Origin of the sequence: Kitasatospora sp. NPDC088548 (assembly GCF_044753005.1) — a bacterium.
In the GTDB taxonomy this organism is placed as follows: domain Bacteria; phylum Actinomycetota; class Actinomycetes; order Streptomycetales; family Streptomycetaceae; genus Kitasatospora.
The window spans coordinates 116,066-139,416 of record NZ_JBIVMI010000026.1 but is presented as its reverse complement, the minus strand read 5'-3'; the positions used below and the strand labels follow the sequence as shown (position 1 = coordinate 139,416).

Sequence of the window (23,351 nt, the reverse complement as noted above, 5' to 3'; positions counted from 1 at the left end):
TTACATTCCGAACCCGGAAGCTAAGCCTCACAGCGCCGATGGTACTGCAGGGGGGACCCTGTGGGAGAGTAGGACGCCGCCGAACAATCATTCCAAAAAGACCCCCTCCCATTTGGGAGGGGGTCTTTTTGCGTTAACGTCTCCCCAGCAAACCAGCTCGGTGGAGAGGCGCGATCCGTTGCAGAACCTGACCCTTACCTGGCAGTCCGCCGGGGGCGCCGCGGTCGCTCTCTACGGGGGGGCGTACGCGGCTTCCCGGGTTCGGCGGGCCCCGCTTTCGGCGCTGCTGCGGGAAGCCGGCACGTTGCTGGCGCTGTTCGCTCTCTGGCAGTTGGTCGGGCATCTCTCCGTGATGAGCGCCGACCACGCGCTGGACCGGGCGAGCTGGATCCACCGGACGGAGTTGGCGGTCGGCCTGCCGGACGAGGCCTCCTGGCAGGCTGCCGTCACGCCGTACCCGGTGCTGGTGAAGACGGCCAACTACTACTACGCCGCCATGCACTTCGCGGTGATGCTCGGGGTGCTGCTCTGGGTCTTCGTCCGGCATCGCGCGCGCTATACGTGGGTCCGCAACACCGTGGTGATCACGACGGCGATCTGCCTCGCCGTTCAGTTCATCCCGGTGGCGCCGCCCCGGATGCTCCCGCAGAACGGGTTCGTCGACGTGGCCGCGGAGTACGGACAGTCGGTGTACGGGGGCGCGGTGGGCGGGGTCGTGGTGGCCGCCCAGCTTTCGGCGATGCCCTCGGTGCACGTGGCGTGGTGCGTGCTGGCAGCGGTGGCGGTGATCAAGGTGTCAAGGAGTCCGCTTCGCTGGCTGATGGTGCTGCACCCGGTGCTGACCGTCGCGGTCGTGGTGGTCACGGCCAATCACTTCTGGGCGGACGGCCTGGTCGCCGTCGCGATCCTGCTGTTCGCGTACGCGGCCCAGGCCGGCGTGGCGCGCTGGTGGACCCGGCGTGCGGCGGTCAGGACGGCGGAGGGCGCCGCAGACGTGGTGGCGGGCACCCGGGCGGGCGAGCGGGCAGACGAGCAGGCAGACGAGCGGGCCTCGGCCGGAAGCTAGGCCCCGCGTCCAACGACGGCGCCCAGCGGGCGCGCGCGGGCCGGTGGGGCCGGACCTCCTGACAAGGGAGGTCCGGCCCCACCGGCGTTCAGGCCGTTACTTGACCGGGAGCGCGGCCCGGCCCCATCCGCTGTTGGTCAGCGAGGCGGTGGCCCAGTACCAGGCGGCGAGCCCGGAGGCCGCGGCGACCCAGCCGGCGAACTTGGCGAGACCACCGGAGGTGCTGAAGGTGGCGATCGCGGAGAGCACCAGCGAGACCGTCAGCAGACCGTAGACGAGCCGGCTGAACAGGCCGGACTGCCAGGAGGCGGCGGTCAGGGTGAGGGCCAGCAGGGCCCACAGCAGCAGGAACAGGCCCGCCGCGTTCTTTCCGGCACCACCGGCCGCGGACCAGGTGGCCCAGAAGGCGCCGAGGCTGGTGAAGGCCGTCCCGGTGAAGCCCTCACCGGCCCGGAGCTGCCAGATACCGGCGATGAACAGGGTGAGACCGCCGACGAGGTGGGCGAGAGAGGCTGCGTCCTTGACTCCGGTGCCACTGAAGATGCCGGTGGACAGCAGGCCGTAGGCGAGCAGTGTCAGGCCGAGCGCGAGGTAGCCGAGGTTACCCGCGTCGGCTCCGGTGGAACGGGCGTTCTGTGCCCCGGTAGCTTCATTGCTCACCGGAGGCTCCTTTCACTCTGGGCGCGCGCATGCGCAGTCAGTGCGATGAGGTGCGATGAGGCGTGTCGTGACGGGACGCGTGCCAGGACGCGTGACGATTCGCGCGGAACGCCGTGCCGAAGGCGCACGACGGGAGCGTGCGGGCGGCGGCGGTCAGGTGATGGGCCGGCAGAAGGGCTGTCGGCGGAGGTCCCCTCCGGGAAGTTCCCCGGTGAGATCGGTGTACCCGGCCCCGCTCGCTTGTACCCTTGTGAATCGCACAATTTGTGGCGCTGTCAGCTGTGGAACGCTCACGATCGGCCGTCGGTCGGACCGGCTTGCTCAGCCCACCCGCTGGTTCGGCACCCGCAGGGTGAGGATCGCCATGTCGTCGGACGGCGGCTCCGGAGCGAAGCGCTCGACGGCCCGCTGCACCCGGAGGGCCACCGCTCCGGCGGTCAGCCCGGTGCAGCCGGTGAGCACCTCGGCCAGGCCGTCGTCGCCCAGCATCCGCCGCCCCTCGCGCCGTTCGGTGACCCCGTCGGTGACGCAGAGCAGGACCTCGCCGGGGGCGAGCACCAAGTGTTCGGCGGTGAGCTCGAGTTCGTCCATGACGCCGAGCAACGGCTGCGGGGTGGCGGCCCGGTCGACCCGGCCGTCGGTACGCAGACGCAGCGGCAGCGGGTGGCCGGCGCAGACCAGTGAGAGCTCGGTGCTGCCGTCCGGTCGGGGCGTCAGTTCCCCGTACAGCAGGGTGAGGAAGCGGCTGCGCGAACCCTCGTCCAGGATGGCCGCGTTGAGGCGGCTGAGGACCTGCGGGGCATCCAGGCCCTCGCGGGCGAGCAGCCGCAGCGAGTGCCGGGCGAGGCCGGTGACGGAGGCCGCCTCGGGGCCGGTGCCGCAGACATCGCCGATGGCGAAACCGTAGGTGCCCTCGCGGATGGTGAAGAGGTCGTAGAAGTCGCCGCCGACCTCGTTGCCCTCGCCGGCGGCCTGGTAGTAGACGTCGACCTCGACGCCGGGGATCTCGGGGAGCTCCGGTGGCAGCAGGCTGCGCTGCAGGGCCTGGCTGGTGGCGGTCCGCTCGGAGTACAGCCGGGAGTTGTCGAGCGCGAGGGCGGCCCGGCGGGAGAGGTCCTCGGCGAGTTCGAGGATCTCCTGGCGGAACCGGACTCCGGCCGGGGTGCCGAGGGCGAGCAGCCCGATGACCCGGTTGCGGGCGGTGAGCGGCAGGACCACCGTTTCGCCGAGCAGGCCGGAGAGTTCGGGGTGGTCGGTGAGCCCGCTGGCGCGCGCGGTCTCGACCGGGGCGGGCCAGAAGCGGACGCCGTGGGTGGGGCCGGAGTCCGGGGCGGGGGTCTTGTCGAGGAGAGCGCGCAGCGGGTCGATGCGGTCCTCGTCCTCGTGCAGCACGAAGGCGAGCGAGGCCGGTGCGCCGTGGTCGCCGTTGGTGTAGACGGCGCACCAGGCGGCGAGGGTGGGGACGGCCATCTGGGCCATCAGCGCGAGGGTCTGCTCGTGCTCCAGGGTGCCGGCCAGCAGGTCGGAGGCCTCGACGAGGAAGGAGAGCGAGCCGCGGCGCAGCCGTTCGAGCTCGGTCAGCCGGGTGCTCTCGACGGCGAGGGCGACCCGGTCGGCGGCGAACTGCAGACGCAGCGCGTCCTCGTTGTCGTACCGGCCGGGCGCGGTGGTCGCGATGCCGAGGGAGCCGATCAGCCGGCCCTCGACCTTGAGCGGGACGGTGAGCAGTGAGCGCATGCCGCTGCCGGCGAGGACCGGCAGCGCGGTGGGCCGGGTGCTGAGGTCCTCGTGGACGGAGGGCAGGCGGGCGGAGTCGTAACGGGTGCCGCTCTCGACCGGGAAGCGGATGGGGCGGCGGTGGCCGATGGTGAGGCCGGCGGCGGCGCGGACCTCGAACTCGGTCTCGTCGTCGCTGGTGAGCAGCAGGTAGGCGGCATCGGCGTCGAGCAGGTCCCGGGCGCGTTCGACGGTGCGCTGGAGCAGGGTGTCGAGGTCGTCGGCGACGACGGGACCGGCGAGCAGGTCGAGCCGGCCGCCGGTGGGGTCGTTCTTGTCGCCGGGCAGTGCGCGGGCGGGGGAGCGGAGTACCGCGCGGTCGGGTTCGAGGACGAGCAGACAGAGGGTGGAGGGGACGCCCTCGGTGTCGCGGACGCGGACCTGGAGGCCGTAGACGTCGACGATCCGGTCGTCCGGGCAGCGCAGGCCGAAGCTGCCCTCCCAGCGGGCCAGGCGGAGCGTCTCGGCGAGGCCCAGCCCGATGCCGGGGGACTGCGGCCAGGCGGCGAGATCGGCCCAGGGACGGCCGAGCACGGTGTCGGCGGGGTGCTCGAAGAGGGCCTCGGCGTCCGGGTTCCAGGCCAGGACGCAGCCGTCGTCGTCGAGCTGCACGACGGCGACGTGCACCGGGCCCGGGCTGCTGGGCAGCTCGCTGCCGGGGGTCGCGGGTACCGCGTAGCGGGTGCCGGCCACCTGGTCGGGCAGGGCGAGGCGGAACCAGACGGTCTTGCAGCCGGCCGCGTACTCGACGCCCCAGCGCTCGGCGAGGGCGGAGCACATCAGCAGGCCGCGGCCGCCCTCGCCGTCGGGGTCGGCGTAGCGGTCGGAGGCGGTGACGGGGACGTCGGCGAAGGACGGCAGGCCGCGTTCGGGGTGGTGGTCGGTGACCTCGATCCGGACGCTCGCGTCCTCCCTGAGACAGCAGACCTCGGCGGCGGTGCCGGCGTGCACGACGGCGTTGGTGACGAGTTCGCTGACCAGCACCACCGCGTCGTCCACGACTTCGGGCAGTCCCCAGCCCAGTAGCGCGTCCCGCACGAAGCCGCGGGCGGCGCCGGCCGAGCGGCCGACGGGTTCGAAGGTGGCGGCTGCGCGCGCGGTGACCACGTTGCCACTTCTCCTCTGCTCTGGCCTGGGCTGTCCGGGTGCGGCGCCGACTCCCCGTGCGCGCCGGCGGGTGAGCGGCGGCGCTGGGTCGGGTCGTGGTCCGGTGCAGCGCCCCACCCTACTTTCCGGTTGGTTCCCCGTGGGGGCGGGGCGTCGAAACAGGCACCTGAGGGTGATTCTGACCACCTGTTTCGGCCGGTGCGGTACCAACAGAGCGCAACCAGCCGTATACCCGCCGCCAGTGCTGCCAGACTGGGGGGTCCGCGACGGCCGGTCGGAGCAGTACGGTCGGTGTGGATGCCGGTGGGCCGTGAGCGGTCGCCGGGACGCTGTTGCGCCGGGCCGGTGCCCGGAGCCGGGCCCTGGAGCGGGCGCGGACGGTCACCGGACAGTTCACGATGTGGGAGGGGCCCGTTGAGTTCGGCCACCAAGGACGCAACCGGTACGACGCCGCCCGCCCCGCGCGGCGGGCGGTCCGGGACCGCGCCGCGGAGCGCGGTCGGCCGGCGAGCGAGCCACAACCGGGGAGCCGAGCCGGCCGAGTTGCGCAAGCTGCTGGCCGCGCTCACCGCGATGCGGGACGGCAACTTCAGGCGCCGGCTGATGGTGCCGGGGGACGGGCCGCTGGCGGAGATCGCCGCGGTGTTCAACGAGGTCGCCGAGCGCAACCAGCACCTGACCGGTGAGCTGGCCCGGGTCCGGCGTGCGGTGGGCCGGGAGGGCCGGCTGAACGAGCGGCTGGAGACCGGTGCGGGCGAGGGTGCCTGGATGGCGGCGGTCGACAACTGCAACGCGCTGATCGACGATCTGGCCCGGCCGATGGCCGAGGTGGGCCGGGTGCTGGCCTCGATCGCCGAGGGCGACCTGGACCAGAAGATGGAGCTGCGCTCGCTGCACAGCAACGGGGTGAGCCACCCGCTGCGCGGCGAGTACCTGAAGATCGGCCGGACCGTCAACGGGCTGGTGGACCAGCTGTCGGAGTTCACCGACGAGGTGACCCGGGTGGCGATCGAGGTCGGCACCGAGGGCAAGCTGGGCGGCCAGGCCAAGGTGCGCAGCGTCTCGGGCAGTTGGAAGGACCTCGCCGATTCGGTCAACACCATGGCCGGTCGGCTGACCGCGCAGGTGCGCAACATCGCCCAGGTGACGACCGCGGTGGCCAAGGGCGATCTGTCGCGCAAGGTCACGGTCGAGGTGGCCGGCGAGATGCTGGAGCTGAAGAACACCGTCAACACGATGGTCGACCAGCTCAACTCCTTTGCCGCGCAGGTGACCACGGTGGCCCGGGACGTGGGGACCGAGGGCCGGCTGGGTGGCCAGGCGCGGGTGCCGGGCGTCGCCGGGGTCTGGCGGGACCTGACCGACTCGGTGAACTTCATGGCCGACAACCTGACCGGTCAGGTGCGCAATATCGCCCAGGTGACCACGGCGGTGGCGCGCGGCGATCTGTCGCAGAAGATCCAGGTGGACGCCAGGGGCGAGATCCTGGAGCTCAAGAACACCATCAACACCATGGTGGACCAGCTCTCCGGGTTCGCCGAACAGGTGACCAGGGTGGCCCGCCAGGTGGGTACCGAGGGGCGGCTGGGCGGCCAGGCACAGGTGCCCGGCGCGGCCGGGGTCTGGCGGGACCTGACCGACAACGTCAACTTCATGGCGAACAACCTCACCGATCAGGTGCGGAACATCGCGCAGGTGACGACCGCGGTCGCCAAGGGCGATCTGTCGCAGAAGATCCAGGTGGACGCCAGGGGCGAGATCCTGGAGCTGAAGAACACCATCAACACGATGGTGGACCAGCTGGGGGCCTTCGCGGACGAGGTGACCAGGGTCGCCCGGGACGTCGGTACCGAGGGCATCCTCGGCGGCCAGGCGAATGTGCCGGGGGTGTCCGGCACCTGGAAGGACCTGACGAACAGCGTCAACCTGATGGCCAACAACCTGACCAGCCAGGTCCGCAACATCGCCGAGGTGACCACCGCGGTGGCCCGCGGGGACGTGTCGAAGAAGATCACCGTCGATGCCCGCGGCGAGATCCTGGAGCTGGTCACCACCGTGAACACGATGGTCGACCAGCTCTCGGCGTTCGCCGACGAGGTCACCCGGGTGGCCCGCGAGGTGGGCACCGAGGGGATCCTGGGCGGTCAGGCCAGGGTGCGCGGGGTGTCGGGCATCTGGAAGGACCTGACCGACAACGTCAACTTCATGGCGTCCAATCTGACCAGCCAGGTGCGGAACATCGCCGAGGTCGCCACCGCGGTGGCCCGCGGTGACCTCTCCAAGAAGATCACCATCGACGCGCAGGGCGAGGTCGCGGCGCTCGCCGGCACCCTGAACACCATGGTCGACCAGCTCTCCGCGTTCGCGGTGGAGGTGACCCGGGTCGCCCGCGAGGTGGGGACCGACGGCACCCTGGGCGGTCAGGCGGGGGTGCCGGGCGTGGCCGGTATCTGGAAGGACCTGACCGACAACGTCAACCTGATGGCCAACAACCTGACCGGTCAGGTCCGCAACATCGCGCTGGTGATCACGGCGGTCGCCCGGGGCGATCTCTCGCAGAAGATCGACGTCGACGCGCGGGGCGAGATCCTGGAGCTGAAGACCAGCATCAACACCATGGTCGACCAGCTCGGCTCGTTCGCCGACGAGGTCACCCGGGTGGCCCGCGAGGTGGGCACCGACGGGCGGCTCGGCGGCCAGGCCAGGGTGCCCGGGGTGGACGGCACCTGGCAGGACCTCACCGAGTCGGTGAACGAGCTGGCCAACAACCTGACCCGGCAGGTACGCGCGATCGCGCAGGTCGCCACGGCCGTGACCAGGGGCGACCTCAGCCTGCGGATCGACGTGGACGCCGCCGGAGAGCTCGACGAGCTCAAGGACAACATCAACCAGATGATCGCCAACCTGCGCGAGACCACCCGCACCAACCAGGAGCAGGACTGGCTGAAGACCAACCTGGCCCGGATCTCCGGCCTGCTGCAGGGCCGCCGGGACCTGGAGGCGGTCGCCTCGCTGATCATGACCGAGCTGACCCCGGTGGTCTCCGCCCAGCACGGCGCGTTCTTCCTCGCCCAGCCGGCCGGCCGGACCGCCGAACTGATCACCGAGGACGACGACGAGAACGACACCGTGATGCGTCTGATCGGCAGCTACGGCTACCAGCGGCGGGCGATGCCCACGACGTTCCGGCCCGGTGAGTCGCTGATCGGCCAGGCGGCGGTGGAGAAGCGGCCGATCATCCTCAAGGAGGCGCCTCCCGGGTATCTCAAGATCGCCTCGGGCCTCGGCGAGGCCTCACCGGCCCACATCGTGGTGCTGCCGGTGCTGTTCGAGGGCCGGCTGCTGGGCGTGATCGAGCTGGCCACCTTCAGCTCCTTCACCACCGTCGCGCTGGACTTCCTCAACCAGATCGCCGACCTGATCGGCGTCACCGTCAACACCATCAGCGTCAACACCAAGACCGAGGGCCTGCTGCTGGAGTCCCAGCGGCTGACCGCCGAACTCTCGATGAGGTCCGCCGAGTTGGAGGCGCGTCAGGAGGAGCTGGAGCGCACCAACGAGGAGTTGCAGGAGAAGGCCGAGCAACTCGCCCAGCAGAACCGTGACATCGAGATCAAGAACAGCGAGATCGAGGAAGCCCGGCAGGTCCTGGAGGAGCGCGCCGAGCAGCTCGCCCTGGCCTCCCGTTACAAGAGCGAGTTCCTCGCCAACATGTCGCACGAGCTGCGCACCCCGCTCAACTCGCTGCTGATCCTCGCCAAGCTGCTCTCCGACAACAACGAGGGCAACCTCTCGCCCAAGCAGGTCGAGTTCGCCGACACCATCCACGGCGCCGGATCCGACCTGCTCCAACTGATCAACGACATCCTGGACCTCTCCAAGGTCGAGGCGGGCAAGATGGACGTCCGCCCGGCCAGGATCGCCCTGGTCCAGCTGGTCGACTACGTGGAGGCCACCTTCCAGCCGGTCGCGCTGGACAAGAACCTCGACTTCGCGGTCCGGGTCTCGCCCGCCCTGCCGGTCACCCTGCACACCGACGAGCAGCGGCTCCAGCAGGTGCTGCGCAACCTGATCTCCAACGCGGTCAAGTTCACCGACAGCGGCGCTGTCGACTTCTCGATCAGCCCGGCCGGCCCCGACGTCCCGCAGCACGTCCGCGAGCGACTGCTGGAGGCCGGCGCGATCGCCGGCCCGGACGACGAGCTGATCGCCTTCTCGGTCTCCGACACCGGCATCGGCATCCCCGACAACAAGCTGCGGGAGATCTTCGAGGCGTTCAAGCAGGCCGACGGCACCACCAGTCGCAAGTACGGCGGCACCGGCCTCGGGCTCTCCATCAGCCGGGAGATCGCCCGGCTGCTCGGCGGCGAGATCCACGCCGAGAGCGAGCTCGGCAAGGGGTCCACCTTCACGCTGTACCTGCCCCTGCGCACCGAGGCCCCGGGCACCGCCGCCCCGCAGCAGGCGGTGCCGAACGCCCCGGCGGTCCGCGCCTCGGTCGCCGTGACGCCGGCCGGCATGCCCGTGCCGGTCGGCGAGAACCCGGCCGACCACTGGGCCCAGGAGGTCCGCGAACTCGCGGAGGAACGCCGCCGCGGCGCCGTCGAACGCCGCCGGGCCGCGGCCCTGGAGCCGCCCGCCGACGGCCGCCTGCCGGAGCCCGGCCCGGCGCCCCGCCACGGCGGCCGGTCGGACACCCGTTTCGACGGCGAGCAGGTGCTGATCGTGGACGACGACGTCCGCAACGTCTTCGCCCTCACCAGCGTGCTGGAGCAGCACGGCCTGACCGTGCTCTACGCCGAGAACGGCCGTGAGGGCATCGAGATGCTGGAGCAGCACGAGAACGTGGCGCTGGTCCTGATGGACATCATGATGCCGGAGATGGACGGCTACGCGACCACCGAGGCGATCCGCCGGATGCCCCAGTTCGCCGGTCTGCCGATCATCGCGCTGACCGCCAAGGCGATGAAGGGCGACCGCGAGAAGTCGTTGGAGGCCGGCGCCACCGACCACATCACCAAGCCGGTCGAGACCGACCACCTGCTCGCGGTGATGCACCAGCGCCTGCACCGCGACTGACCGCGGTCCCACCCGGGGGCGTGAACCCCGGAGCGGGCTCCGGTCTTCGCGCCAGCCCGGGGGCCGGGTTGCTGGCGGGGAGGGGCGGGAACCCGGTAGGGTCACCGATCGTTGCGAACAGTGACCACATGGCGACTCGCTGCTGAGCGTGCGCCGGTGCACTGGGTGCGCGCCGCTCCGGATCATTCTGCGACGGAGCGATGTGCCGGGCGAGGGGGTGCGGCTAGCATGACCGGGGTAGTGGTGGGCAATACGCGGGTGCCTTCCCCAGGCAGGCAGGCGACAGGAGGGCGGGTCGTAATGCAGAAGGCGAAGATCCTCCTGGTCGACGACCGGCCGGAGAACCTGCTGGCGCTGGAGGCGATCCTCTCGGCGCTGGACCAGACGCTGGTGCGCGCGGCGTCGGGGGAGGAGGCGCTCAAGGCGCTGCTCACCGACGATTTCGCGGTGATCCTGCTGGACGTCCAGATGCCCGGGATGGACGGCTTCGAGACGGCCGCGCACATCAAGCGGCGCGAGCGTACCCGGGACATCCCGATCATCTTCCTGACCGCGATCAACCACGGGCCGCACCACACCTTCCGCGGCTACGCGGCCGGTGCGGTGGACTACATCTCCAAGCCGTTCGACCCGTGGGTGCTGCGCGCCAAGGTCTCCGTCTTCGTCGACCTCTACATGAAGAACTGCCAGCTGAAGGAGCAGGCCGCGCTGTTGCGCCTGCAACTGGAGGCGGGTGGCCAGTCGACCCTCGGCGGCGCGCTGCTGGGCGAGCTGTCGGCGCGGCTGGCCTCGGTCGAGGAGCAGGCCGAGGCGCTCGGCAAGCAGCTGGACACCACCGAGGACGCGGGCGTGGCCGCCACCGCGGCACACCTGGAGCGCAAGCTGGCCGGCCTGCGGCGTGCGCTGGAGGCGATGCGCCCCGGCGCCGAGTAGCCGCCGGACTGCTTTCACTCTTTCGGGTGAAAGTGGATCAGGGTGACGGTGTGTCTGCGACACGTCCGGCACCCCGGCTCGGACACATGTGCACAGGTGGCCGACCCCGGTAGGCTGCTGAACCATGGCCACACGTACGCCCGGAAGCGCGGCACGCAACTCGAGTCCGGGACCGTCCAAGAAGGCCGCGGCGAAGGCTCCGGCCAAGCCGCCCGCGAAGAAGACGGCCGCCAGTAAGCCCGCTCCGGCGAAGAAGGCGGCGGCCAAACCCGCCCCCGCACCGCCCCCGCAGCAGCCCTTCCTCTTCCGCGCCGTCCGGTTCGTCTGGCTCGGCCTGGCGAACGGGCTCGGCGCGATCTTCCGCGGTTTCGGCGACGGCGCCAAGAACCTGCACCCGGAGCACCGCAGGGACGGACTGGCCCTGCTGCTCTTCGCGCTCGCGCTGGTCACCGCCGCCGGCACCTGGTTCAGCCCGCAGGGCTGGCTCGGTGAGGCGGCCACCAACGTGGTGTCCGGGCTCTTCGGCCGGCTGGACGTACTGGTGCCGTTCCTGCTGGCGGCGGTCGCGATCCGGTTGATGCGCCACCCGGAACTGCCGGAGGCCAACGGGCGGATCATGATCGGCCTGAGCGCGCTGGTGGTCGGCGTGCTCGGCCTGGTCCACATCGGCTGCGGCGCGCCCATGATGGGCAGCGGCGCGACCCGGATAAGGACGGCCGGCGGCATCGTCGGCTGGGCCGTCTCCACCCCGATGATGGCGGCCGCCGGGCCGCCGCTGGCGGTACCGCTGCTCCTGCTGCTGGCCTTCTTCGGCCTGCTGGTCACCACCGCGACCCCGGTCAAGCGCATCCCCGAGCGGCTGCGCGGCGTCGGCGTGCGGCTCGGCGTGGTCGAGCCCGGGCCGCAGGACGAACTGGGCGAGGGGCGTACGCCGGAGCGTGAGCTGTCCACCGAGCCGCCCGAGGACGCGGACCCCTCGGCGCTGCCCTTCACCGTGGACACCGACGGTGACAGCCCGGGGGACGAGGTCGCCGCCCGCCGGCGCCGCCGACGGCGGAAGCAGCCGGACGAGCAGGAGGCCGCCGCCGTCCCCGACATGTTCGCGAAGGACCTGGACGACCCGTACGCGACCCGGAATCTCGCCGCCGGCGCGGCCGCCGACCTGGACGGCGCGCTGGTCTACGGCGTGCCTGCCTCCTCGGCGGTGGCGGACATGATGCACCAGGTCCAGGACCGCACCGCCCCGCCGGAGGAGGCCGCCGTCCCGGCCGCCCGCAGCGGCGCCCAGCCGGCGCCCGAGGAGCACGGCCCGGCGCCGGTGCGGATGGAACAGCTCCAGCTCGCCGGCGACGTCACCTACGCGCTGCCCTCGCTGGACCTGCTGGAGCGCGGCGGCCCGGCCAAGGCCCGCAGCGCCCTCAACGACGAGGTGGTGGCCCAGCTCACCGGGGTCTTCGCCGAGTTCAAGGTGGACGCCAAGGTCACCGGTTTCACCCGGGGTCCGACGGTCACCCGGTACGAGGTCGAGCTCGGCCCCGCCGTCAAGGTGGAGCGGATCACCGCGCTCGGCAAGAACATCGCGTACGCGGTGGCCAGCCCGGACGTGCGGATCATCAGCCCGATCCCCGGCAAGTCCGCGGTCGGCATCGAGATCCCCAACCGGGACCGCGAGATGGTCAACCTCGGCGACCTGCTGCGCTCGCGCACGGCCGCCGAGGACACCCATCCGATGGTCGTCGGCATGGGCAAGGACGTCGAGGGCCACACGGTGATGGCCAACCTCGCCAAGATGCCGCACATCCTGGTCGCCGGTGCGACCGGCGCGGGCAAGTCGTCCTGCATCAACTGCCTGATCACCTCGGTGCTCGTCCGGTCCACCCCGGACGAGGTCCGGATGGTGCTGGTCGACCCCAAGCGGGTCGAGCTCACCGCGTACGAGGGCATCCCGCACCTGATCACGCCGATCATCACCAATCCCAAGAAGGCCGCCGAGGCCCTCCAGTGGGTGGTGCGCGAGATGGACCTGCGCTACGACGACCTCGCCGCGTACGGCTTCCGGCACGTCGACGACTTCAACGCGGCGGTCAAGGCCGGCAAGGTCACCCCGCCGCTCGGCAGCGAGCGGGAGCTGAAGCCGTACCCGTACCTGCTGGTGATCGTCGACGAGCTGGCCGACCTGATGATGGTCGCCCCGCGTGACGTCGAGGACTCGGTGGTCCGCATCACCCAGCTCGCCCGCGCCGCCGGCATCCACCTGGTGCTGGCCACCCAGCGGCCCTCGGTGGACGTGGTCACCGGCCTGATCAAGGCCAACGTGCCGTCCCGGCTGGCCTTCGCGACCTCCGCGATGGCCGACTCCCGGGTCATCCTGGACCAGCCCGGCGCGGAGAAGCTGATCGGCAAGGGCGACGCGCTCTTCCTGCCGATGGGCGCCAGCAAGCCGATCCGCATGCAGGGCGCGTTCGTCACCGAGGCGGAGATCGCCGCGATCGTCCAGCACTGCAAGGACCAGCTGACGGCCGTCTACCGGGACGACGTGACGGTCGGCTCCGGGCCGAAGAAGGAGATCGACGAGGAGATCGGCGACGATCTGGACCTGCTGATCCAGGCCGCCGAGCTGGTGGTCTCCACCCAGTTCGGCTCCACCTCGATGCTCCAGCGCAAGCTCCGGGTCGGCTTCGCCAAGGCCGGCCGGCTGATGGACCTGATGGAGTCGCGCGGCATCGTCGGCCCGAGCGAGGGCTCCAAGGCCCGCGACGTGCTGGTCAAACCGGAGGAGCTCGACGGCGTCATCCTCACCATCCGGGGCTGATTCCGGACCGGGGACGGTGGCGACCGCCGAGGGGTGTTCACTCGTTCGGAGGAGGGTAGGCGCGGTGTGCGGGAACCGCTCGGACGCACACCGCGTCACAGGCCGGAAGCGGGCTTCCGGGAACGGCGGCCCTCGTGCTGACGGCCGGTCAGCGACCGGCCGGGCCCGGGCCGGGAAGGCCGCGCGCATTCGGGCCTGTTCCGCTTGAGAAACGAACCGTCCACGCCCCTAGACTGTTCTCCAGCAGGTGGCCATCCGCTCGAAAGGCGTGCCCCGTGACCATCGGCAAGTCCCCCGACCGCGAGAACGCCCCGACGCCCGCCCAGCCGTCCGACGGCGCGGAACCGACGGCCGATGCCGTGAGCATCGGCCGGGTGCTGTCCACCGCACGGATCGACGCCGGCCTCACGGTGGATCAGGTGAGCACCGCCACCCGGGTCCGGGTGCCGATCGTCCACGCCATCGAGGCGGACGACTTCGCCCGCTGCGGTGGTGACTTCTACGCGCGCGGTCACATCCGCCTGATCGCCCGGGCCGTCGGCGTGGACGGCGACGGGCTGGTGGCGCGGTACGACGCCGCGCACGGCGGCGCCCCCGCCGCGAAGCGGCCGACCCAGCTGATCGACAGCGGGCCGATCAAGGTGCCCGGCCGCAGCCGGCCGAACTGGACGGCGGCCATGGTCGCCGCGATCTTCGCGGTGGTCGCCCTGATCGGCTTCAACCTGGTCAGCGGCAAGACCGGCGGCTCCACCACCGGCTCCGCCAGCGCGCCGCTGCCCAGCGGTTCCGGCACCGGCTCGGTCGCCCCGGCCGCCTCGCCGAGCGTGCAGCCGCCGGCCCCGGCGCCGAGCGCCGCGGCGATCGCCGCCGTCCCGGCCGACAAGGTCACCGTGAAGCTGGTCGCCGAGAAGGACACCAGCTGGGTCTCCGCGCTGGACGGCAACGGGAAGTCGCTGTTCCAGAACAACATCGCGGAGGGCCAGGACCAGACCTTCACCGACCCCAAGCAGATCAAGCTGGTGATCGGCAACGCCGGTGCCGTGCACGTGTACGTCAACGGCAAGGATCTCGGTCCGGCGGGCAAGGACGGCCAGGTGGTGCACGTCACGTACACCCCCGGCGACCCGCAGGCGGGCTGACGGCGCGGGCCCGGTGGCCCGGTGAAGATCTGGTAATCCGAGGCGCGTGGCCTCCGGGGCGAACGGCACCGGGGGCCGCGCGTTAATCTTGGCCCTATGCCTGAACGCCGTACTGTCGCCCTTGTCACGCTCGGATGCGCCCGCAACGAGGTGGACTCCGAGGAACTCGCCGGGCGACTGGAGGCCGATGGCTGGTTGCTCGTCGACGACGCCGCCGAAGCCGACGTCGCCGTCGTCAACACCTGCGGCTTCGTCGAGGCCGCCAAGAAGGACTCCGTCGACGCCCTGCTGGAGGCCAACGACCTCAAGGGGCACGGCCGCACCCAGGCGGTCGTCGCGGTCGGCTGTATGGCCGAGCGGTACGGCAAGGAGCTGGCCGACGCGCTGCCCGAGGCGGACGGCGTGCTCGGCTTCGACGACTACTCGGACATCTCCGACCGCCTGCAGACCATCCTCTCCGGCGGCCACCACGCCCCGCACATCCCGCGCGACCGCCGCAAGCTGCTGCCGCTGAGCCCGGTCGAGCGCCAGGCCGCCGCCGCCGAGATCGCGCTGCCCGGCCACGGCGCCGCCGAGACCATCGCCGACCTTCCGGAGGGCGTCGCGCCCGCCTCCGGCCCGCGCACCCTGCGCAAGCGGCTGGACGACAACCCGGTCGCCTCGGTCAAGCTCGCCTCCGGCTGCGACCGGCGCTGCTCCTTCTGCGCCATCCCGGCCTTCCGCGGCTCGTTCATCTCCCGCCGCCCCTCCGACGTGCTGCACGAGGCCCAGTGGCTGGCCGAGCAGGGCGTCCGCGAGGTCGTGCTGGTCAGCGAGAACAACACCTCGTACGGCAAGGACCTCGGCGACATCCGCCTGCTGGAGACCCTGCTCGGCGAGATCTCCGCGCTCGACGGCATCGAGCGGGTCCGGGTCTCCTACCTGCAGCCCGCCGAGATGCGCCCCGGGCTGATCGACGCGATGACCGGCACCGCCGACGTGCTGCCCTACTTCGACCTGTCCTTCCAGCACTCGGCGCCGGCGGTGCTGCGCCGGATGCGCCGGTTCGGCAGCACCGACCAGTTCCTGGAGCTGCTCGGCACCATCCGCGGCAAGGCCCCGCAGGCCGGTGCCCGCTCCAACTTCATCGTCGGCTTCCCGGGTGAGACCGAGGAGGACTTCGCCGAGCTGGAGCGCTTCATCACCCACGCCGGCCTGGACGCGATCGGGGTCTTCGGCTACTCGGACGAGGACGGCACCGAGGCCGCGACCTACGACGGCAAGCTGTCCGAGGACGTGGTGGCGGACCGGCTGAACCGGCTGACCAGGCTCGCCGAGGAGCTGACCGCCCAGCGGGCCGAGCAGCGGATCGGCAGCGAGGTCGAGGTGCTGATCGAGTCCGTGGAGGGCGATCTGGTCGAGGGCCGGGCCGCCCACCAGGCGCCCGAGACCGACGGCCTCACCACGCTCACCGGCGTCGAGGACCCCGAGGTCGGCCAGTTCTACCGGGCCCGGGTGGTCGCCAGCGAGGGCGTCGACCTGGTCGCCGAGGCGCTGGAGCAGACACGGGTCCGCCAGGCCGCGGGAGCCGGGGAATGACCAACGGGCCCGGCGCCCCGGCCGCGGCCCACCCGGACAGACCGGAGGCCGCGATGCCCCCGTTGCCGGGGATCTGGAACATCGCGAACATGCTCACGATGCTCCGGTTGCTGCTGGTGCCGGTCTTCGTGGCGCTGCTCTTCGCCGACGGGGGACACGACCCCAAGTGGCGCGCGGTGGCCTGGGCCTCGTTCGCCGTCGCGATGATCACCGATCTGTTCGACGGGGAGCTGGCCCGGCGCAAGGGCCTGGTCACCGACTTCGGCAAGATCGCCGACCCGATCGCCGACAAGGCGATCATGGGCGCGGCGCTGATCGGCCTCTCCGTGCTGGGCGACCTGCCGTGGTGGGTCACGGTGGTGATCCTGGCCCGCGAGCTCGGCATCACGCTGATGCGGTTCTGGGTGATCCGGTACGGGGTCATCCCGGCCAGCCGGGGCGGCAAGCTGAAGACGCTCACCCAGGGCATCGCCGTCGGCATGTACGTGCTGGAGCTGACCGGCTGGCTGGCCACCGCGCGGGCCGTCCTGATGGCGCTGGCGGTGCTGCTGACCATCGGCACCGCGCTGGACTACGTCGGGCAGGCGCTTCGGATGCGCCGCGAGGGGCTGGCCGCGGAGCGCGCGGGCCGGTGACGGGGGAGACCGGGGTGGACTACGAGCTGGCGGTGCGGGCGCACACCGCGCTGCGCGGGGAGGGCAGCACGGTGGCGGTCGCCGAGTCGCTGACCGGCGGGCTGCTGGCGGCCGCGCTGGTGGACGTTCCCGGGGCGTCCGCGACCTTCCGGGGCTCGGTCACCGCGTACGCGACCGAGCTGAAGGCCTCGGTGCTCGGCGTCGACGAGGGCCTGCTGGCCGTGTACGGGCCGGTCCACCCCGTGGTGGCCCGGCAGATGGCCGAGGGCGTACGACGGCTGCTGGGCGCCACGTACGGGCTCGCGACGACCGGGGTGGCCGGTCCGGAGCCGCAGGACGGGCAGCCGGTGGGCACGGTGCACCTCGCCGTCGCCGGTCCGGGGGGAACTCTGGTCAGTTCGCCACGGCTGTCGGGGGAGCGTGCCACAATCCGTCACAGGGCGGTCACCGCCGCCCTGGAGCTGCTCGTCGGGCGGCTGCCGTCCGGCCCGGCCGTGCACTGAACCCGTCGAGAGCTCCATCGAACCGAGATCTGCCGAACTGGCGTACGGGTATGGCGCAGCTGGAGGATCGTGTTACATCCAAGGGCCTGGTTGGGCAGAAACCAGGTGGCGAACGAGTTGCGCGGCGGTGGCCGGGTGCCGCAGGACGGGTCCGACGAGGGGTCCGCAGGCCCGGGAGCGACACCGAAACAGGGGAGGGGACAGCCTTGCAGCCCAGAGTGAACACGACCATGGTCCCCGCACGCGAAGCGGGCAAGGCGGTACGGTGGGGACGTGACATCTCGATCCGCAGTCCGAGGAGGGAGGCACCGATGATCCTGCTCCGTCGCCTACTGGGCGATGTACTGCGTCGGCAGCGCCAGCGCCAGGGCCGCACACTTCGCGAGGTGTCGGCAGCTGCCAGGGTTTCGCTCGGTTACCTCTCCGAGGTCGAGCGGGGGCAGAAGGAGGCCTCTTCGGAGCTGCTCTCCGCGATCTGCGACGCACTCGACGTCCGCATGTCCGAGGTCATGCGCGAGGTCAGTGACGAGCTGTCGCTCGCCGAACTTGCGTCGATGGCCACCCTCTCCGAAGGTGAACTGCTGAGGCCGGTGCTCGAACCGGTACCGCTGCCCGCCCCCGGCACCGACCGGGCGAACCTCTCGCCCAAGGCTGCCGCGATGGACGTGGTCGCCGCCTGACCTGGCCTCGACGCCCGGGCGCCTGGTGCCCGGGGCGAGCGAAGGAGGCGGTCGTGCGGAGAGCTTCGACGGCGTGCACCGAGGCCCGAATACGGCTGGGGCGAACGATTCCCCGGCCGCTTCGATGGCGCCTGGTGGTCCTGGTGGGCGGACTCTGCTGGTGGCTGTCGGCCGTCCAGGGGGAACTGGCCGACGGGGCCGTGCTGGGACTGCTCGTGGCCGGCGGCTGGGGGCTCGGTCTGATTCCGGTCCACGCGGACTGGAGTGCCACCGGACCATCCCGGCACCGAACGGGTGAGGCCGTGGCCCGGGTGGAGGCGGAACCTCCGATCGGGTGACATCAGCGACTGATTGCTTGACGAAGGCCGCGGGGTTGGCAACGACCCCGCGGCCTTCGCCGTGGCATACGGGCTCTTTACCGGTGCGGGGCCGGTGTGATTGGTGCGGCCGGTGTGGTCGGTGAGGCCTACGGTCGCAGCCGCAGGCCCCGGGGGGTGGCGTGGAAGCCGGCCTCCTCCAGGACGGCGCCCAGGGCCGAGCCCAGGGCGGGCTCGCCGTTGGCGCGCTCGACGGTGACACTCCCGAGCGCGCCCTGGCGGACCGCCGCGGCCAGGGCGGACGCCGCCGCCGCGCGGGTGGCCTCGTCCTCCGGCCAGGCCAGCAGGGACTTGCCACCGCGCTCGACGTAGAGGGCCAGCTCGCCGTCGACCAGTACCACCAGGGCGCCCGCCTTGCGGCCGGGCCGGTGCGCCCTCGCCTCCGTGGCCCCCGCAGCGGTGGGCGGCTCGGGCCAGGGCAGGGCGGCGCCGTAGGCGTTCGCCGGGTCGGCGGCGGCCAGCACCAGCAGCTGCGGCAGCTCGGCGGCGGGGCGGGCCGGCCACTCGGTGGCCCGGGCGCGCTCCAGCCGGCCGCTGACGGACCGCAGCCGGTCCGCGGCGCCCTCCATGGCGAACTGGGCGCCGCCCAGCCCCTCCACGAAGTAGCCCCGGCGGGCCCGGCCGCGCTCCTCCATCGCGGACAGCACCCGGTACACCCCGGCGAAGCCGCCCGGCACCCGCTCGGCCGCCACCGCGCCCCGGGTGAGCAGGCCGTGCCGGTCCAGCAGGCTCTGCGCCCGGGCGGTGGCCCGGACGGTCGGGTCGGCGGCGAAGGCGGGCAGCAGCGACCAGCGCCCGGCCACCGTCGGCGGGCCGCTGCGCAGGGCGCCGCCGGCGCGGCCGAAGAGGCGGCCCGCGCCGCCGTAGCGGCCGCGCGGGGTGGCCCGCGGGGCACGGTGGGCGGTGGCCCCGGCCGTCCGGGCGGAGCCGAGCAGGGCGCGCAGCGGGGCGAGGGTGTCATTGCTGACGTACCCGGCCCAGACCAGGTCCCAGAGGGCCTCGACGATCTCGGACTCGGGGGTCTCGGTCAGGCCCTCGGCGCGCAGCCGTTCCACCAGTTGGCGGAAGAACAGGCCGTAGCCGCCGGTCAGGGCCGCCGTCACGGCGGTGTGCACGGGGGTGACGGCGGGCGGGACGGGCTCGGGGCGCAGCAGGTGGGCGTTCTCGGCGAGGTGCAGGCTGATCCAGCCGTCCGTGCCGGGCAGGGCGCCGGCACCGGACCAGCCGATCTCGCCGGCCGCCATCAGCTCGTCCAGCAGACCGGGGGAGTAGTCGGCGAGCCGGGCCGGGAGGATCAGCTTCTCCAGGGCGGAGGCGGGCAGGGCGGTGCCCTGGAGCTGTTCGACCACCCGGACCAGGCCGTCGGGGCCGCGCAGCCGGTGGCCGGCCAGGTGCTGCCACTGCGGGAGGAACGCGGCCAGCGCGCGGGGCGGTACGGGTTCGACCTCCTGGCGCAGGGCGGCCAGCGAACGGCGGCGCAGCCGGCGCAGGACCTCGGCGTCGCACCATTCGACGGTGGCGGTGTGGCCCTCGACCGGGCGGAACTCGCCCTGGACGAGGCGGCCGGTGGCGGTGAGCCGGTGCAGGGTGCCGGTGACGACGGCGGTGCCGAGACCGAAGCGGGCGGCGGCCTCGGCGGCGGTGAACGGGCCGTGGGTGCGGGCGTGCCGGGCGAGCAGGTCGCCCATCGGGTCCTTGACCGGCTCGGTGAAGGCCTCGGGGACGCCGACCGGCAGGGGGGTGCCGAGGGCGTCGCGGAGCCGTCCGGCGTCCTCGACGGCGGCCCAGCGCCGCTCTCCGGCGATCCGGACCTGGATCAGCCGCCGGGCCGCTTCGAGTTCGAGCGCCCAGAGCGGATCGGCGCCGCGGGCGGTCAGTTCGGCCTCGGTGAGCGGGCCGAGCAGGCGCAGTGCGTCGGCGACGCCCTCGGCGTCCTTGATCCGGCGCTCGGGGGTGAGGCGTTGGAGCTCGGCCTCCAGCTCGGCGAGGACCTGCGGGTCGAGCAGCTCCCGCAGCTCGGCCTGGCCGAGGAGTTCGGAGAGCAGCCGGGAGTCGAGGGCGAGGGCGGCGGCGCGGCGCTCGGCGAGCGGGGAGTCCCCCTCGTAGAGGAACTGGGCGACGTAGCCGAAGAGCAGGGAACGGGCGAACGGGGAGGGCTCGGGGGTGGTGACCTCGACCACGCGGACCGCGCGGGATTCGAGGTCCGCCATCAGCTCGACCAGACCGGGGACGTCGAAGACGTCCTGGAGGCACTCCCGGACGGCCTCCAGCACGATCGGGAAGGATCCGTACTCGGAGGCCACCTCGAGGAGTTGGGCGGCGCGCTGGCGCTGCTGCCAGAGCGGGGTGCGCTTGCCGGGGCTGCGCCGGGGGAGCAGCAGGGCGCGGCCGGCGCACTCACGGAAGCGGGAGGCGAACAGGGCGGAGCCGCCGACCTGGTCGGTGACGAGCTGCTCGATCTCGCCGGGGTCGAACAGCGCGGCGTCGGCGCCGACCGGGGCGTCGTCCGGTGAACTCGCCCGCTCCGGCGGCTCCATGGGGAAGTCGAGCAGGTCGGCGTCGGGGAGGCGGAGCACGATGCCGTCGTCGGCGTGCATGACCTGCGGGTCGAGGCCGTGCTTCTCGCGCAGCCGGGCGGCGAGGGCGAGCGCCCAGGGGGCGTGCACCTGCGCGCCGAAGGGGGAGTGGATGACGATCCGCCAGTCGCCGAGTTCGTCGCGGAAGCGCTCGACCACGATGGTGCGGTCGTCCGGGAGGTGGCCGCAGGCGGTGCGCTGTTCGGCGAGGTAGGCGAGCAGATTGGCGGCGGCCCAGTCGTCCAGACCGGCCTGCTGGAGCCGGGCGGTGGCGGCCTCGGGCGGGAGGGCGCCGAGTTCGCGGGTGAACGCGCCCAGGGCGCGGCCGAGTTCGAGCGGGCGGCCGAGGGTGTCGCCCTTCCAGAACGGGAGCCGGCCGGGGATCCCGGGGGCGGGGGTGACCAGCACCTTGTCGTGGGTGATCTCCTCGATCCGCCAGGAGGTGGTGCCGAGGGTGAAGACGTCCCCGACGCGGGACTCGTAGACCATCTCCTCGTCGAGCTCTCCGACCCGGCCGCCGCCCTTCCTGCCCGCTTTCGCCTCGGATGCGGCGGAGCCGGCGATGAAGACGCCGAACAGGCCGCGGTCGGGGATGGTGCCGCCGGAGGTGACGGCGAGCCGCTGGGCGCCGGGGCGGCCGGTGACGGTGCCCGCCACGCGGTCCCAGACCAGGCGGGGGCGGAGTTCGGCGAAGGCGTCCGACGGGTAGCGGCCGGCCAGCATGTCGAGGACGGCGTCGAAGGCGGACTGCGGGAGGGTGGCGAACGGCGCGGCCCGGCGGACCAGGGCGAGCAGGTCGTCCACCGGCCAGGTGTCCAGGGCCGTCATGGCGACCAGCTGCTGGGCGAGCACGTCCAGTGGGTTGCGCGGGATGCGCAGCGCCTCGATCCGCCCGGCCCGCATCCGTTCGGTGACCACCGCGGACTGCACCAGATCGCCCCGGTACTTGGGGAAGAAGACGCCGGTGGAGACGGCGCCGACCTGGTGGCCGGCCCGGCCGACCCGTTGGAGGCCGGAGGCGACCGAGGGTGGGGACTCCACCTGGACGACCAGCTCGACCGCGCCCATGTCGATGCCGAGTTCCAGGCTGGAGGTGGCGACCACGGCGGGCAGCCGGCCGGCCTTCAGCTCCTCTTCGACGAGCGCGCGCTGCTCCTTGGAGACCGATCCGTGGTGCGCCCGGGCGAGGAGGGGCGGGGCGCCCTTGGCGGTGCCGGACTCGGCCATCAGCTGGGCGGGGGCGTGGGATTCGGGCAGGGGCTCGCCGACGGCGCGCTCGTAGGCGATCTCGTTGAGCCGGTTGCAGAGGCGCTCGGCGAGCCGGCGGGAGTTGGCGAAGACGATGGTGGAGCGGTGGGCCTGGACGAGGTCGACGATCCGCTCCTCGACATGCGGCCAGATGGAGGCCTGCCGGGCCGGGTCGGTGTCGGTGGGGGCACCTCCCGGCCGCGAGGCCGGGGGACCGCCGCCGGTGGCGGGGGCGGTGGGCAGGTCGTCCAGGTCGGGGACGGGGACGACCACCGAGAGGTCGAACTCCTTGGCGGCGGCGGGCTGGACGACGGTGGCGCCGCGCCGGGGGCTGAGGAAGCGGGCCACCTCCTCGACCGGGCGGACGGTGGCGGACAGGCCGATCCGACGGGCCGGGCGCTCCAGCAGCTCGTCCAGCCGCTCCAGGCTGAGGGCGAGGTGGGCACCGCGCTTGGTGCCGGCGACGGCGTGCACCTCGTCGAGGATCACCGTGTCGATGCCGCGCAGGGCCTCCCGGGAGGCGCTGGTGAGCAGGAGGAAGAGCGACTCGGGGGTGGTGATCAGGATGTCCGGCGGGTGGGTGGTGAAGCGGCGGCGGTCGGCGGCGGGGGTGTCGCCGGAGCGGATGCCGACCTGGACCTCGGGCTCGGGCAGGCCGAGCCGGACGGCGGCCTGGCGCAGGCCGGTCAGCGGTGCGCGCAGGTTCCGCTCGACGTCGACGGCGAGGGCCTTGAGCGGGGAGATGTAGAGGACCCGGCAGCGGCGCTTGGGTTCGGCCGGGGGCGGGGTGGTGCTGAGCCGGTCCAGGGCGGAGAGGAACGCGGCGAGGGTCTTGCCGGAGCCGGTGGGGGCGACCACCAGGACGTCGGTCTCCTGCCGGATGGCGTGCCAGGCCTCGGCCTGGGCGGTGGTGGGCGCGGTGAAGGCCCCCGTGAACCAGGCCCGGGTGGCCGGGGCGAATCCGGCCAGCGGATCGGCCGGGGGGCCGGCGGGCGACGGGTTCCGGGTCTGGGGTGCCATGCCCCCATGGTGCCCGGTGGCACTGACAAGGGAGCCGTGGTGGGGCGGTCGCGGCTGTGCCGTCCGGAAGAGCCAAAAAGGCAAAACAGACAATCCGCTCCTATGGTGATTATTCAGACCCGTGATCCTCCCGTGACCACCGGGACCGACGAGCGGAGACCG

The 23,351-nt window shown here is 72.5% G+C and carries 12 protein-coding genes and 1 rRNA gene; 10 read left to right on the top strand and 3 right to left on the bottom strand.

Annotated features, from left to right (window positions below):
- Together rrf and ACIP82_RS28680 are read left to right on the top strand one after the other, a co-directional pair.
- A 5S ribosomal RNA gene (gene rrf / locus ACIP82_RS28685) occupies positions 1-85 on the top strand; the annotation flags it as partial.
- Between the two features lie 75 nt (positions 86-160).
- Entirely contained in the window at positions 161-1,066 is a 906-nt protein-coding gene (locus ACIP82_RS28680) for a phosphatase PAP2 family protein (RefSeq protein ID WP_363609626.1), read from the top strand.
- Positions 1,067-1,162: 96 nt separating this feature from the next.
- On the opposite strand, the gene ACIP82_RS28675 is transcribed toward ACIP82_RS28680, so the two are convergent.
- Both ACIP82_RS28675 and ACIP82_RS28670 read right to left on the bottom strand, forming a co-directional pair.
- Complete coding sequence (locus tag ACIP82_RS28675) at positions 1,163-1,726, bottom strand: acetate uptake transporter (protein ID WP_363609624.1); 564 nt, start codon at positions 1,724-1,726, stop codon at positions 1,163-1,165.
- Between the two features lie 321 nt (positions 1,727-2,047).
- Positions 2,048-4,609 (bottom strand): SpoIIE family protein phosphatase, encoded by a 2,562-nt coding sequence (locus ACIP82_RS28670; protein ID WP_400657434.1) that lies wholly within the window; start codon positions 4,607-4,609, stop codon positions 2,048-2,050.
- A gap of 573 nt (positions 4,610-5,182) precedes the next feature.
- On the opposite strand from ACIP82_RS28670, the gene ACIP82_RS28665 reads away from it, so the two are divergent.
- From ACIP82_RS28665 to ACIP82_RS28630, 8 genes are all read left to right on the top strand, one after another.
- The gene (locus ACIP82_RS28665) at positions 5,183-9,688 is read left to right on the top strand and encodes a HAMP domain-containing protein (RefSeq protein WP_400657450.1); all 4,506 of its coding nucleotides are present in this window, start codon (positions 5,183-5,185) and stop codon (positions 9,686-9,688) included.
- 300 nt (positions 9,689-9,988) lie between these two features.
- Positions 9,989-10,621 (top strand): response regulator, encoded by a 633-nt coding sequence (locus ACIP82_RS28660; protein ID WP_363609620.1) that lies wholly within the window; start codon positions 9,989-9,991, stop codon positions 10,619-10,621.
- A gap of 124 nt (positions 10,622-10,745) precedes the next feature.
- Positions 10,746-13,433 carry a DNA translocase FtsK gene (locus tag ACIP82_RS28655; RefSeq protein ID WP_400657431.1) on the top strand — a complete coding sequence of 896 codons (2,688 nt, stop codon included), beginning with the start codon at positions 10,746-10,748 and terminating at the stop codon, positions 13,431-13,433.
- 275 nt (positions 13,434-13,708) lie between these two features.
- Positions 13,709-14,572 carry a helix-turn-helix domain-containing protein gene (locus ACIP82_RS28650; protein WP_400657429.1) on the top strand — a complete coding sequence of 288 codons (864 nt, stop codon included), beginning with the start codon at positions 13,709-13,711 and terminating at the stop codon, positions 14,570-14,572.
- 96 nt (positions 14,573-14,668) lie between these two features.
- Positions 14,669-16,150, top strand: a complete 1,482-nt coding sequence (gene rimO / locus ACIP82_RS28645) for a 30S ribosomal protein S12 methylthiotransferase RimO (RefSeq protein ID WP_400657427.1) — start codon at positions 14,669-14,671, stop codon at positions 16,148-16,150.
- 53 nt (positions 16,151-16,203) lie between these two features.
- The gene (pgsA, locus tag ACIP82_RS28640; protein ID WP_400657447.1) at positions 16,204-16,785 is read left to right on the top strand and encodes a CDP-diacylglycerol--glycerol-3-phosphate 3-phosphatidyltransferase; all 582 of its coding nucleotides are present in this window, start codon (positions 16,204-16,206) and stop codon (positions 16,783-16,785) included.
- 26 nt (positions 16,786-16,811) lie between these two features.
- On the top strand, positions 16,812-17,288 hold the full coding sequence (locus ACIP82_RS28635; protein ID WP_363609636.1) for a CinA family protein: 477 nt from the start codon (positions 16,812-16,814) through the stop codon (positions 17,286-17,288).
- A gap of 311 nt (positions 17,289-17,599) precedes the next feature.
- On the top strand, positions 17,600-17,968 hold the full coding sequence (locus ACIP82_RS28630; protein ID WP_363609610.1) for a helix-turn-helix transcriptional regulator: 369 nt from the start codon (positions 17,600-17,602) through the stop codon (positions 17,966-17,968).
- A gap of 466 nt (positions 17,969-18,434) precedes the next feature.
- On the opposite strand, the gene ACIP82_RS28625 is transcribed toward ACIP82_RS28630, so the two are convergent.
- Positions 18,435-23,189 carry an ATP-dependent helicase gene (locus ACIP82_RS28625; protein WP_400657425.1) on the bottom strand — a complete coding sequence of 1,585 codons (4,755 nt, stop codon included), beginning with the start codon at positions 23,187-23,189 and terminating at the stop codon, positions 18,435-18,437.
- Between the last annotated feature and the right edge of the window lie 162 nt (positions 23,190-23,351).